General features: G+C 34.8%; 12 protein-coding genes. 10 read left to right on the top strand and 2 right to left on the bottom strand.

Going from position 1 to position 13,838, the window contains the following annotated elements; translation table 11 throughout:
* Positions 1-551 precede the first annotated feature (551 nt).
* Positions 552-1,856, bottom strand: coding sequence for an ammonium transporter (locus tag HCX49_RS10975; protein WP_132770943.1), 1,305 nt, complete (start codon positions 1,854-1,856; stop codon positions 552-554).
* Between the two features lie 327 nt (positions 1,857-2,183).
* Here HCX49_RS10975 and HCX49_RS10970 point away from each other — a divergent pair, with 327 nt between their 5' ends.
* The 5 genes from HCX49_RS10970 to HCX49_RS10950 all read left to right on the top strand — a co-directional run bounded on the left by HCX49_RS10970 (position 2,184) and on the right by HCX49_RS10950 (position 8,124).
* Positions 2,184-3,239 carry an outer membrane beta-barrel protein gene (locus HCX49_RS10970; protein ID WP_168127125.1) on the top strand — a complete coding sequence of 352 codons (1,056 nt, stop codon included), beginning with the start codon at positions 2,184-2,186 and terminating at the stop codon, positions 3,237-3,239.
* 685 nt (positions 3,240-3,924) lie between these two features.
* Positions 3,925-4,410: a Cys-tRNA(Pro) deacylase gene (gene ybaK, locus HCX49_RS10965; RefSeq protein WP_168127124.1), complete on the top strand. Its 486-nt coding sequence runs from the start codon at positions 3,925-3,927 to the stop codon at positions 4,408-4,410.
* A 177-nt stretch (positions 4,411-4,587) separates the two neighbouring features.
* On the top strand, positions 4,588-4,998 hold the full coding sequence (gene arr, locus HCX49_RS10960) for an NAD(+)--rifampin ADP-ribosyltransferase (protein WP_168127123.1): 411 nt from the start codon (positions 4,588-4,590) through the stop codon (positions 4,996-4,998).
* Between the two features lie 642 nt (positions 4,999-5,640).
* On the top strand, positions 5,641-6,834 hold the full coding sequence (locus HCX49_RS10955) for a dicarboxylate/amino acid:cation symporter (RefSeq protein ID WP_168127122.1): 1,194 nt from the start codon (positions 5,641-5,643) through the stop codon (positions 6,832-6,834).
* A 471-nt stretch (positions 6,835-7,305) separates the two neighbouring features.
* Positions 7,306-8,124 carry a ZIP family metal transporter gene (locus tag HCX49_RS10950; protein ID WP_132770948.1) on the top strand — a complete coding sequence of 273 codons (819 nt, stop codon included), beginning with the start codon at positions 7,306-7,308 and terminating at the stop codon, positions 8,122-8,124.
* 190 nt (positions 8,125-8,314) lie between these two features.
* On the opposite strand, the gene HCX49_RS10945 is transcribed toward HCX49_RS10950, so the two are convergent.
* Positions 8,315-9,664: an acyl-CoA dehydrogenase family protein gene (locus HCX49_RS10945; RefSeq protein ID WP_132770949.1), complete on the bottom strand. Its 1,350-nt coding sequence runs from the start codon at positions 9,662-9,664 to the stop codon at positions 8,315-8,317.
* A gap of 233 nt (positions 9,665-9,897) precedes the next feature.
* On the opposite strand from HCX49_RS10945, the gene HCX49_RS10940 reads away from it, so the two are divergent.
* The 5 genes from HCX49_RS10940 to HCX49_RS10920 all read left to right on the top strand — a co-directional run bounded on the left by HCX49_RS10940 (position 9,898) and on the right by HCX49_RS10920 (position 13,800).
* Positions 9,898-10,122, top strand: coding sequence for a hypothetical protein (locus HCX49_RS10940; protein WP_021192479.1), 225 nt, complete (start codon positions 9,898-9,900; stop codon positions 10,120-10,122).
* A gap of 148 nt (positions 10,123-10,270) precedes the next feature.
* Positions 10,271-10,489 (top strand): hypothetical protein, encoded by a 219-nt coding sequence (locus HCX49_RS10935; protein WP_021192480.1) that lies wholly within the window; start codon positions 10,271-10,273, stop codon positions 10,487-10,489.
* Between the two features lie 125 nt (positions 10,490-10,614).
* Positions 10,615-11,964, top strand: coding sequence for an adenylosuccinate lyase (gene purB / locus HCX49_RS10930; RefSeq protein WP_132770950.1), 1,350 nt, complete (start codon positions 10,615-10,617; stop codon positions 11,962-11,964).
* A gap of 74 nt (positions 11,965-12,038) precedes the next feature.
* On the top strand, positions 12,039-12,593 hold the full coding sequence (locus tag HCX49_RS10925; RefSeq protein ID WP_021192484.1) for a NifU family protein: 555 nt from the start codon (positions 12,039-12,041) through the stop codon (positions 12,591-12,593).
* A gap of 358 nt (positions 12,594-12,951) precedes the next feature.
* Positions 12,952-13,800 carry a transketolase gene (locus HCX49_RS10920; protein WP_021192485.1) on the top strand — a complete coding sequence of 283 codons (849 nt, stop codon included), beginning with the start codon at positions 12,952-12,954 and terminating at the stop codon, positions 13,798-13,800.
* The last annotated feature ends 38 nt before the right edge of the window (positions 13,801-13,838 follow it).

The raw sequence follows: 13,838 nt of genomic DNA, 5'->3' as shown, positions 1-13,838 counted from the left end.
AAATAAAATCTAATTCAATATTTGCCATCACGATTCTGGCCATCTTCATATAGTTCAACAGGCTTTTTTCTATCAGATATAAATTTGCAATATGACAAATAGTAATCAAATAGAATTTTTTTATCCATCTGATTATCAAACTCATTGACAGTTTGTTCAAGAATAAAAAAATAAAACACACATAATTTAAAAAACTCTTCGTCCTTACAAAGATGCCCATTTCTTTCTTCTTTTAACAAAGATCGTTTTTATGAAATACTATAAACAAGATATTCAGTCCCAACCATCATATTTTGTAACTGAATATGACGAAATGCATACTGAACCGAATAAAAGAATAATCTCTTTATTCAAAGTACAAAAAAGCGTGAAGACCGAGATAATAATAGCAAAATAACCAATAAAACAAGTTGAAGACAAGTATCCTAATAAACTGGATTTTACAAATTATATATTTATAAAAACTAGTGCAAAAAGTACCATAAAACAAGTAAGGTGCGGCAAAAGCCACACCTTATCAAGGGTTAATATTGGTAGTATGAATATCAATTCTACAATTCCTCGTCGTGTTGAGTAATATCTAAACCAAGCTCTTCCTCGACCTCATGAACACGAAGTGGTGTAATTAAATCCGTTAATTTGATCAAAAGGAAAGATCCAAAGAATGCAAAAACAGAAACTGCAATCAACGCAACAATATGTGCTACAAATAGACCTGTCTCACCAAAATATAAACCATTCGTCGTAACAACACTGTTAACACTACTATTTGCAAAAACCCCAGTAAGCACCATACCGACCATACCGCCTACACCGTGACAAGGAAATACATCTAACGTATCGTCAATACTGGTTTTACTACGTAAGAATACGACTAAATTACTAACTAAAGCCGCTACAAGCCCAATAACAATCGAATGTGATATCGTCACAAATCCTGCTGCCGGTGTTATAGCAACTAATCCAACAACAGCTCCGATACAAGCTCCCATAGCAGATGGTTTTTTACCTCGGATCAGGTCAACAAATATCCAGGCAATTGAAGCTACAGCTGACGCAGTAGTTGTGGTTGCAAAAGCATAAGCGGCAAGACTATTAGCCCCACCTGCAGAACCTGCATTAAATCCAAACCATCCGAACCATAAAAGAGCAGTTCCTAAAATCACGTAACTAATCCGAGCTGGCGAATGCGTAGGCTTTTTACGGCCTTTTAAATAGATAGCTGATGCCAAAGCAGCCCATCCTGCCGACATATGAACAACTGTACCACCTGCAAAATCTAAAACACCGAATTTGGCCAAGATACCTTCAGGATGCCAAGTGGCATGAGCCAGTGGCATATAGATAAAAATACTGAACAAGATAATAAATACCATAAATGAATTAAAGCGAACACGCTCTGCAAAAGCTCCTGTTATAAGAGCAGGAGTAATAATTGCAAATTTAAGCTGAAACATAGCAAATAATACCAGTGGAATAGTAGGTAGAGCTGACCAACTCACATTCCCCAACATCCCCTTCATCATATAGAACGTGCGAGGATCTCCAATAATACCCCCAATATCATCGCCAAAAGCTAAGCTAAAACCGAAAATAACCCAAAGGACAGAAATAATACACATACAGATGAAACTTTGCATCATCGTGGAGATAACATTCTTCTTGCTCACCATTCCACCATAAAAGAATGCCAAACCTGGAGTCATAATCAAAACCAAAGCCGAGGAAGCGAGTAACCAAGCCGTATCTCCGGTGTCGATCTCCACACCTGCAACATTACTGACTTCTAATGAGGGTGTAACTAAGCCAATAATCGCTAAACAAACCAAAATAATAAGCGGAATGAATTTTTTCATAATATTTCAAGATTTAAGTTTAATAATTTCATAACAAAATGTGTTTATCAGTGAAAAACAATCAAAAATAACTATTATAAATTTGATTTCGATCAAATATAAGTTCAATTAATTAAAAAATCAATAAAATATTAAATAAAATCATATATTTACATCAGGATCCTAAATAAATCAACCTAAAAACACAAAAACAACTAGATTAAATGCTAATAAAACAACAAAACAAGAGGAAAAACAATAATATTTACATAAAATATTAAAAAAACTAGATGTTTAAGTGCTTTTGAATGCTAAAAAATAAAAACAAACATTTAAAAACATGAAAAAATGAAAAAAATCATCTTAACCACACTAATTTCAATAATAGTAAGCAGCAAAATATATGCACAAACAAAAAAATATGATTTATTAGATCTAGAAATATCTGGATCAGTGGATACATATTGGAAATATGATTTCCAAAAACAACCGAATATAAACACCTATTTTACTGAAGACAATAATTCAGTATCCATAGGAATGGTTGATCTTGCTCTGAAGAAAAAAACTGGAAAAGCATCTTTTGTAGGTGAATTATCATTTGGGCCGAGAGGACAGTACCGCTCCATAATTAATGGAGACGGTCAAAATGGGGACGACAAAAATAGCTTCCACATTCAAAACCTCTACATTTCCTATGCACTGACAGAAAAATTAAGTTTAACAGCCGGTTTTATGGGGACTTTTGTAGGCTATGAAGTCATCTGTCCATCATTCAATTTCCACTACTCAACCTCATATCTTTTTGGTGCAGGACCTTTCCAGGATGCAGGACTAAAAGCACAATATGCTTTTTCTGAAAAAGTAGGGCTTATGGTCGGAATCTTTAATGATTGGAATGTCTACCAAGATTTAAACGGTGTATCACACTTTGGATCACAATTATCAGTTGCACCAAATGACAAATCAAGCTTTTTCCTTAATTTTCTGACAGGATCTTCACAAGGCGGCGCCAGCAATTATAGCTCAGGAACTTTGATCGATTTTGTAGGAAATTATTCATTCTCTCCATTATTTTCATTAGGTGCAAATGCGACCGACTACAGCAGAAAAGGAGAAGGCGGCTATTCGGGAGTAGCATTATACCCAAAAGTGAATATAAATGAAAATATTGGTATAGGAATCCGTGGTGAATATTATAAAACTAAAAACATGCCCGTAGCTGAAGTTACCAGTAATGAAATCTTTTCCACTACGTTAACAGCAAACTTCAAACATCATGGCTTTACTTTTATCCCTGAAGTTAGATTTGATAACAGTGAAACACAGATGTTTGTAAAACAAGACCTATCTCCAACAAAAAATGCCGGACAATTTTCACTTGCCTTAGTATATGCCTTTTAAAAAACAACAACAAAATTAAAATCCAGCAAAATCGATTATAAATAACAGATATTGTTCTTTATAAAAGTAATTGGATCACAGTATAAGGAAACTATTTGCAATATTAACAAAAGGGATTATTCATTTTATTGAATAATCCCTTTTGTTAATATTGAAGTATCACCATCTCAACGAAACTAATATATATTATTTACAATTAGTATATAAAAAACAGTCATAAATAATAAAACAAGCAAAGACATTAATTCTTCTTATGAAATCCCATCCGAGCCCAGTATCACACAATGATAAACCTAGGCAAAGCCTGCAAACACACAACACTGACTATACAATCACCCTACAAGCACACAAGAAATAACCTAGCCTCACACAAGAACGAGACTAGAAACACACAATCCGAATTACAGGCCAACCCTTAGCACACACAATAAACAATCTTTCTATGCACCATCTATACAGAGGACAGACACAATAAAATCCTTACCACCTCTATAGGTGTCCTATAGGTAAGAACATCGTTCTTGCAATTATTAGAAACACACTTCATATAGAACAAAATCCTGAAGCGACATATTTAATTAAACATCATAGAATTTCATATTGCTTTTTAATAAAATCATCATTACATTCATCTACATCAAATCATTCATCAGCGTACTGAAGCGATTATTAAGAATAAAGATTTATGAAAGAAATAACAAAAACTAATGCTGCCCGCATCCTGGACAACTTAAAGTTTACTTATAATTTAAGAACTTACGAAGTAGTGGGTGAACACCAAAGCGCTACCGATGTTGCTGAGGCATTGGGAATTCGCGAAGAAATAATCTACAAAACCCTCGTGCTCACCGGACAAAATGATCCTTACATTGTTGCTGTCATACCAGGAAATGCACAGGTAGATTTGAAAAAGCTAGCAATTATATCAGGTAATAAAAAATGTGAAATGCTTCCTATGAAAGATTTGCAGCACATAACCGGATATATTCGAGGGGGATGCTCTCCTATAGGAATGAAAAAAATATTTCCAACATACATAGAAGAACTCGCTTCCTTGGAAAACAAAATTGTCATTAGCGCTGGTAAAAAAGGACTTCAGATTGAAATAAATCCTCAGGACCTTATCAAAGCTACAAACGCAATCTTTGCCGATATTATCATTGGCGCATAAAGAAGCATAAGCATCTTTAATCCTCAACATTAAAAAGCATCACAACAAATAGAATAGACAAAAAAAGAACTCAATATCTGGCTATAATTAGATATTTTTTAATGAAAAGCAATTGATATACACAAAAAAACACGATCTTGTATAAACATAAATAGTTTGGATAACTATCAGTAAATCATGGACAAGAATAAACCCTTAGACCAGTTTTATCATGGCACTAAAACTGATCTTAAACTAGGAGACCTGATTGAGCCAGGCCATCCTTCTAATTATGGCAAACGAAAACATGCTAAATATGTATATTTAACTGCAACTTTAGATGCCGCAATATGGGGAGCTGAATTAGCACAGGGAGATACCCCTGAAAGGATTTATTTAGTAGATCCGTCTGGCCCTATCGAAGATGATCCTAATCTCACAAATAAAAAATTCCCCGGCAATCCGACAAAATCCTACCGAACAGCATATTTTTTACGTGTTGTCGGAGAAATAAAAGATTGGCAAGCTCACTCCTCAGAGCAACTAGAAGCAATGAAATCACATCTCAAAAAACTCGAACAAGAGGGCATTGAAGCAATTGAAGACTAATCAAAGAATGAGAAACCCAACCTCATTACAAACATCAAGTAACATCACAGTCCATTATTTTGATCACAGCTTTGTTTTCAAAAAAATCACACTATGACACACAATGTTGATTTCATTAAAAACCTATATTCACATTACCGAAACATTACATTATAAAAAAACAGTCCCTGAACAATAAAATATGAAAAGCAATCCATTTTAATTAAATAACAAACAACACCATTAAAAAGACATTAACAAGCTATACCACAAAGCAATACCCCAAACAAAGCAACCGGAGACTGCACCATGCAAATGTCCAAACACGAGCACTCTTCAAAATAAATCGGTTATTAATTCCTATTTTCGTAATATATTTTTTTATCGGGTCTACATTTTTTAGAATAGACCCAAGGAGCAACAACGTATCAAAATCAACTTTATTGATGACAATTTCGTTTCTCAACAGATTAAACTCCACACATACAGATGTCAAGAATATGAATCATTCCAGATAATTAAATATATACTTTTCTTCAATACAAAGAACAAAATGGATTATCTATTGACTTCTTTTTTAATTAATGGAGATGATAAATTATTTTATAAATGAACTAAACGTATTATCATAAGGATAAGACATCATATAATAAAACAAATCCAATGAAAAAAATTACTGAAAATCTTCTCTTTAAAGTAATCGTCGCCATCATATCCGGTATTTTACTCGGCCTCTATCTCCCTGAGTCATTAGGAAGAATCTTAACCACATATAATTTTCTTTTTGATCAATTCTTAAAATTTTTGATTCCACTAATTATCGTTGGATTAATCATTCCATCAATTGCTCAACTAGGAAAGACTGCAGGAAAATTATTATTGACAACTGTATTGATCGCCTATGGTTCTACCTTATTTGCTGGACTTTTTTCGTACACGATCAGCATGAGTATATTTCCAGCTTTACTTCAAAACCAGATCAACACAGACCTAATTACCGAAACAACCAAAACACTGAGTCCCTATTTCAAAATTGAGTTCCCACCCCTCTTCGACGTCATGTCCGCCTTAGTGCTTGCATTCTGTATCGGTATTGGCTTGTCAAAATTAGAAAATTCGACATTAGAAAAGGTATTTATCGATTTTGAAAAGGTAATTAGTTTTATCATCGAAAAAATGATCATACCATTATTGCCCATTTTCATTTTAGGTATCTTCTACGATATGACGTACACAGGTAAAGTTTTCACCATACTGCATGTCTTCATCAAAATCATTGGAATTATTTTCGTCATCCATATTCTTTTGCTTGTAATCCAATTTATCATTGCAGGGATAGCCTCTAAACAAAATCCATTCAAATTATTAATCGGTATGTTGCCCGCTTATTTTACCGCCTTAGGGACACAGTCTTCTGCGGCAACGATTCCTGTAACACTAAAACAAGCAAAAAAACTTGGTGTTGATGAAGACATCGCTAATTTCAGCATCCCATTATGTGCAACAATACATCTTGCAGGAAGTACGCTGAAAATCGTTGCATGTGTACTTGCACTTATGATGATGCAAGGTATACCAATAGACTTTGTACAAATGATGGGATTTATCTGCATGTTAGGGGTAACAATGATAGCAGCACCAGGAGTACCGGGCGGAGCAATTATGGCAGCAATAGGTATAATCGGTAGTATGCTCGGTTTCAACGTCGAGAATCAAGCTTTAATGATTGCTTTATACATCGCAATGGATAGCTTCGGAACAGCCTGTAATGTAACAGGTGATGGTGCTATAGCAATTCTATTAAATGCTATTTTTAAAAAACAAGAAGCGAGTAAAGAAGAAAAAGCAAATGCTTAAGGAAAATTAATCGTAATAAACAATTTAGAATGAGAATTTCCACCCATTCTTTAACCCTTAAATAGAAAGCTGTATAAGATGGGCTGGTTAAATTTTCCAGCCCATCCTATAAATAATAAAGTATAAAACCAAGTTATCTCACAAGACTGACTATTTCCCACTCAATTCTTAAATACAGATCAGCACTAAAGATAACAGACGACTATTCAAACAGAAACAGATAAACTAAAAATTATTAGCATATACTAACAAAAATGTTAGAAATATATTTGTTAGTTCAATCTAACTTATTACTTTTGTTGCATACCATCTAAGATTAGACTTGCTTAACTTCTAACGAATCATATTTAAAAACACACTGACCCATTAATGGTAGATGATCCATCCAATCCTGAAATATTAAGTGTGGATATCTTAAAAAAATATGAGCACATTTCAAAGATGAATAAATAATGAAATAATATCACAATTATGATTGAATCAGTTATCACATACCTAGAAAGCATCGACCCTATTTTAGCCGCTCTGTATGCAACATTATTTACATGGCTAGTCACTGCTTTGGGCGCTTCATTTGTATTCCTATTTAAAAAAATGAATAAAAATGTCATGGACGGCATGTTAGGATTCACGGGTGGGGTAATGGTAGCCGCAAGTGTTTGGAGTCTCCTCATACCCGCCATCGACATGAGCGAAGGCACTGGTTTTGCACAAGTCGTCCCAGCTGTAGTCGGATTTTTAATTGGCGCGGCATTCTTATTTAGTATAGACAAAGTTTTACCTCACCTACATATCAATTTTAAAAAAGTGGAAGGAGTAAAGACTCCATGGCAAAAAACAACTTTAATGATTTTAGCCATTACACTTCATAATATCCCCGAAGGACTTGCCGTAGGTGTTCTTTTCGGGAGTGTTGCTGCAGGGATTCCAGAAGCGACAATTGCTGGGGCTGTCATCTTGGCGACTGGAATAGGTTTACAAAATTTCCCTGAAGGTATAGCAGTCGCAATGCCACTAAGAAGAATGGGAATGAGCAGACGAAAAAGTTTTTTCTACGGACAAGCATCCGCAATTGTAGAACCAATTGCCGGTGTTTTGGGGGCAATGGCAGTAGTTACTTTTACACCCATACTTCCTTATGCACTAGCATTTGCGGCCGGAGCCATGATCTTTGTAGTGGTAGAAGAAGTTATACCTGAAGCGCAACAAAATAAAAATTCAGACATCGCAACAATCGGATTTATAGGAGGTTTCATTTTAATGATGACTTTAGATGTAGCCCTAGGATAAAATTCAATTAAGCATAAAAAAGGATCAAAATAATAAATTTTGATCCTTTTTTATTGTCGCACCGGAAATCTCAAAGAAAATAGGATAAAATAACCCACAGCTAAGCTAAAGATCATCGGTTAATTAAATAATCCAATTTTGAATATAATCTACGGTAAAAGAATTCACAGTTAAACATGACTCTCAATTATTATACAAAAGCACTAAAACCTGTAATGCTACGTCCTACAATCAATGAATTAATTTCTTTAGTCCCCTCATATGAGTAAATAGCTTCCGCATCTGCTAAAAATCGAGCAACATTATATTCAAGTAAAATTCCATTTCCCCCCATCACCTCTCTAGCTTTAGACACAATATCACGTGTTCTTAATGAGCAAAAAACTTTTGCAAGTGATGCGTGCTCATCTTTTAAGTCGCCGTTATCCTGCATTTCAGATAAACGATAAACCAACGTCTGCATAGCCGTTAAATTAGATAGCATTTCAACCAAATGATTTTGAATCAACTGAAAAGATGCAATAGGTTTTCCAAATTGCTCTCGCTTTCGGGTATAATCAAGCGCATTTTCATAAGCTCCTCGTGCACAACCTACCGCCATCCAGGCAACTCCAGCACGTGTCATCTGCAACACTTTAGCAGTATCTTTGAAACTATTAGCATGCTGCAATCGGTCCGATTCAGGAACGACACAATCCGTCAATGTAATCAAACCATTCTGAACGATTCGCAAAGCCATCTTTCCTTTTATTTTTTCGACAGCAAAACCTGGATTTTCCCTTCGCACGATAAAGCCCTTCACTTGTCCATCATCCAGATCTCTAGCCCAAATTATCGTAATATCTGAAAAAGTACTATTTCCTATCCATTTCTTTTGACCATTCAAAACCCAGCCAGATTCAGTTTTTTTACAAGTACAAGTCAATCCCCCCGCAGCTCCGGATCCTACTTCAGGTTCGGTCAGTCCAAAAGCTCCGATCACCTTCATCTGCTGCATACGTGGTAACCATTCCTGCTTTTGCTCATCAGATCCACATATATATATTGACCCCATTGCCAATCCACTCTGTACCCCAAAAAATGTCGCAATTGAAGCATCGACCCGGGCAATCTCTGCTGCAATAACGCCCTCCATCAAAGAACTTCCTCCAGCACAGCCATATCCATCATAAGTATATCCGCATATATTTAAAGCTGCAAACTTTTCAATAATTTCAAAAGGAAACTCATCCCGTAACCAATAGTTATTAACAATAGGACTGATCTCCTTCTCCATAAAATCACGAACTTTCAATTGCGTAATCTTATCAGCGGTCGACAATTTTTCTTCAATATGATAAAAATCTCCATTGATCGGAGGCAACTCCTTTTTCTTGCTTGTTGCCGTCAGTAATTTCATAGCACTCTTCAATTGATTATCATCCATTTTCGAAACAGCATTCAATACCTGACCCAAGTCAATTTTTTGAGAAATCTTTTGCAATTGTTCTAAATCAACAGCTTTTAGCAGATCTAGTATATTTTTCATTTTATCAAACATAGCATCATTCTTTTAGTAACAGTTGTCTACAATTTGTCTTTTCAATATACACTATTTAAAACAGAATGTTCTATAACATCGAAAAAGACCAAATAATAATTAAAAATAAAAAACTGATTTACAAGTCATTACATAATTTTAAAAAAATAATATTTTTTTCAGGTTACCTTTTAACTTTCTAAGTATTAATGTTTAAATAACAATTTTGTTTCCATTAATTTAGAAAAATCAAAATGAAAAATTCATTCAAATTCGCTTTCTTAGGATTAGCTTTAACTGTAGCTTTCGCTTCTTGTGGTGGTGCTGAAACTAAAACTAATGCTACTGCTGACTCAGCTGCTGCTTTAGTTGATTCTGCTGCTACTGTTTTAGATTCTGCAGCTAACAAAGTTGACTCTGCTGCTGCAAAAGTTGATTCTGCTGCTGCGAAAGTTGATTCTGCTGTTACTAAAAAATAATTTTAGTACTGTCCGAAGACATAAAAGCTTGCATTTTAACGATGTAAGCTTTCTTTTAAAAAAAAGATAAAATAAACGGGTTACCTTTTCAATTTTAAGGTATAAACCTTTAAATAAAGAAATTTTAATAAAATTTAATAAAATCAAAATGAAAAATTCATTCAAATTCGCTTTCTTAGGATTAGCTTTAACTGTAGCTTTCGCTTCTTGTAATGGTACTGCAAACAAATCAGAAACTGCTTCTGATTCAACTGCTATCGATTCAGCTAACACAGTTATCGATTCAGCTAACACAGCTATTGATTCAGCTAAAACTGTAGTTGATTCAGCTAAAGTTGCTATTGATTCAGCAAAAGCTGCTCACTAATTTCAGGGAACTGATTTTAAAAATATAAAAAGCCCCACATGTTGGGGCTTTTTTTGTTATATACCTCGCATTTAAATTGATAAGCTCCTCTCATTTTTTTACCTTTGCACAAACAAAAATGTATTATGGCCTTATCATCACTTACCGCCGTATCTCCAGTAGACGGTCGCTATCATAACGCAACGCAAGAATTAGGCGCTTATTTTTCAGAATTTGCCTTAATTAAATATCGGGTTTTAGTAGAAGTTGAATATTTCATCGCTCTTTCTCAATCAGGAATTGAACAATTAAGTCATTTTGACGGCTCGTTGAATGAAAAATTACGTGATCTATATAGAAACTTTACTGAAGAAGATGCTATTTGGATAAAGAATACTGAAAAAGTAACGAACCATGATGTCAAAGCAGTTGAATACTTTTTAAAGGATCAATTTGAAAAACTTGGCCTACATGACTCTTTAGAATTTATTCATTTTGGCTTAACCTCTCAAGATATAAACAACACGGCTATTCCATACTCATGGAAAGATGCGATCGCAGCTGTCTATACACCAGCGATAGAAGAGTTGATCCAAGAATTAACAACATTATCTAGTGATTGGTCCAATGTATCCATGTTAGCACGTACACACGGCCAACCCGCGTCCCCAACACGTTTAGGAAAAGAAATCAAAGTTTTCGTGGAACGTATCCAACGCCAATTTGATCAATTAAAAGCGGTGCCTTACTCCGCAAAATTTGGTGGAGCTACTGGTAATTTCAATGCACATCATGTTGCATACCCACAGACAGACTGGGTAGCCTTTGGAAATAAATTTGTTAATGAATCTCTGGGCCTAAGTCGTTCACAAACAACCACCCAAATTGAACATTACGACAATTTTGCAGCAAGCTGTGATGCTTTCAAACGCATTAACACGATATTAATTGATTTGTGCCGCGACATCTGGACTTATGTGTCAATGGAATATTTCAAACAAAAAATTACTGCTGGTCAAATAGGATCCTCAGCAATGCCACATAAAGTAAATCCGATTGATTTTGAAAATGCAGAAGGAAATTTAGGAATTGCAAATGCATTATTTGAACACTTAGCAGCAAAATTACCTATTTCTCGTTTACAGAGGGATTTAACAGATTCAACAGTATTGCGTAATATCGGCGTTCCTTTTGCGCATACACTAATTGCAATCAAATCTACTTTAAGAGGTTTACGAAAATTGATATTAAATGAGCAGGCATTGCAAGCAGATCTAAATAATAACTGGGCAGTTGTTGCAGAGGCAATTCAAACAGTATTAAGAAGAGAGGGCTACCCTAAACCATACGAAGCTCTAAAAGATTTAACACGTACAAACACGCATGTAACGGAAGAAACAATTGCTGAATTTGTGGACAATTTAAATGTTACAGATAAAGTTAAGGCTGAACTAAAATCAATAAGCCCTTCTAGTTACACAGGTGTAAGTCTATAAGCTTTTACGCTTTAATGACTAACATCACCTGATTTTTAACTTATATTTGTCATTCGAAATAGACAAAGATTAATATGGCAACAATTAACGTATATACTGAATCCACTCCGAATCCATCGACGATGAAATTTTTGGTCAATAAGTTATTGATCAACGGCAGCTTGGATTATGCGGATAAGGATAAAGCACAAGAATCAGCTTTTGCAAAAGAATTATTCAAATTTAATTTTGTAAACGGTGTATTTTTCGCAAGCAACTTTGTTACAGTAACCAAGAGTGAAGATGCTGAGTGGACTGATATTGAAGCATTATTAAAAGACTTTATAAAAGGTGCAGTAGAGTCTGAACTTGCAGTAAAACCTATTGAACATACCGAAGATGTAGCTTTTGAAGGTTCTGATATTGAAATTAAAATTCAACAGGTATTACATGACTATGTACGTCCTGCCGTTGAACAAGATGGTGGTGCTATCGCTTATAAATCATTTAGTGATGGCGTTGTAACTGTTGAGTTACGCGGATCTTGCAGTGGCTGTCCGTCATCAAGTATCACCTTAAAATCTGGGATCGAAGGCTTACTAAAACGTATGGTTCCTGAAGTCGAAGAAGTTGTAGCTGAATCGATGTAAAAGATACAGTTATCTAAAGTAAAAAGCCGTTCTATTATGAACGGCTTTTTTTTTGAATTCTTAATTTATAAACGTGATATTCATATCCATAAAATATGCATGCGATATAATTCTTGCTTATAAAAAAATGAACCATAGCCACCATACAATCAAGCTGATAACTATTATAACACACATACATAATTGGATAAGTTCATTATTTATGACTCATGAGTTAAATAAAAAACACATCTTCTAAATAGAACAAACTAGAAGACAATTTTGAATCGTTATTTTGTCCCTAAAATTTACAATTTATAACCCCTACTCTATTAAAAATGACTAACTTTACGGCTAATTGTGAAATCAATATATTAAAATGAGTGCAGATATCAATAAACTAGAACAAATTGCATCACAAGTAAGACGTGACATCGTACGTATGGTACATGCTTGCCAATCTGGCCACCCAGGTGGATCATTAGGTTGTACGGACTACTTAGTTGCTCTTTATTTCAATGCAATGAAACGTAATCCATCTTTCGATATGGATGGCATCGGTGAAGATTTATTTTTCTTATCAAATGGCCACATTTCGCCAGTTTTCTACAGTACACTTGCACGAGCAGGATACTTTGAAGTAAGCGAATTAGCTACTTTCAGAAAAATCAATTCTCGTCTTCAAGGACACCCGACTACACACGAAGGTCTTCCTGGAATTCGTATTGCATCTGGTTCACTAGGCCAAGGACTTTCTGCTGCAATTGGTGCTGCTCAAGCTAAAAAATTAAACAAAGACACAAATTTAGTCTATGTTTTAATGGGTGATGGTGAATTGCAAGAAGGTCAAGTTTGGGAAGCAGCAATGTATGCTCCTCATAATAAAGTAGACAATCTGATTGCAGCGGTTGATTATAACCGTGCTCAAATTGATGGTTCTACAGATCAAGTTCTTTCATTAGGCGATCTTCGCGCTAAATGGGAAGCTTTTGGATGGGATGTATTAGAAGTAGCAAAAGGTAATGATATGACCTCCGTAGTTGCTGGACTTGAAGAAGCAAAATCTCATACAGGTAAAGGTAAACCAGTAATTATATTATTACATACTGAAATGGGGAATGGTGTTGATTTCATGATGGGATCTCACAAATGGCACGGTGTTGCTCCAAATAATGATCAATTAGCTTCGGCTTTAGGTCAGTTAACAGAAACTTTGGGCGATTATTAATTATATTAGATATTAGTATTTAAAACATTAGTATTTAG

Source organism: Sphingobacterium sp. B16(2022) (genome assembly GCF_012030425.1).
Lineage (GTDB): Bacteria > Bacteroidota > Bacteroidia > Sphingobacteriales > Sphingobacteriaceae > Sphingobacterium > Sphingobacterium anhuiense.
Note: the sequence above shows the minus strand (reverse complement) of the source record. Positions and strands in the feature narration are given on the sequence as shown.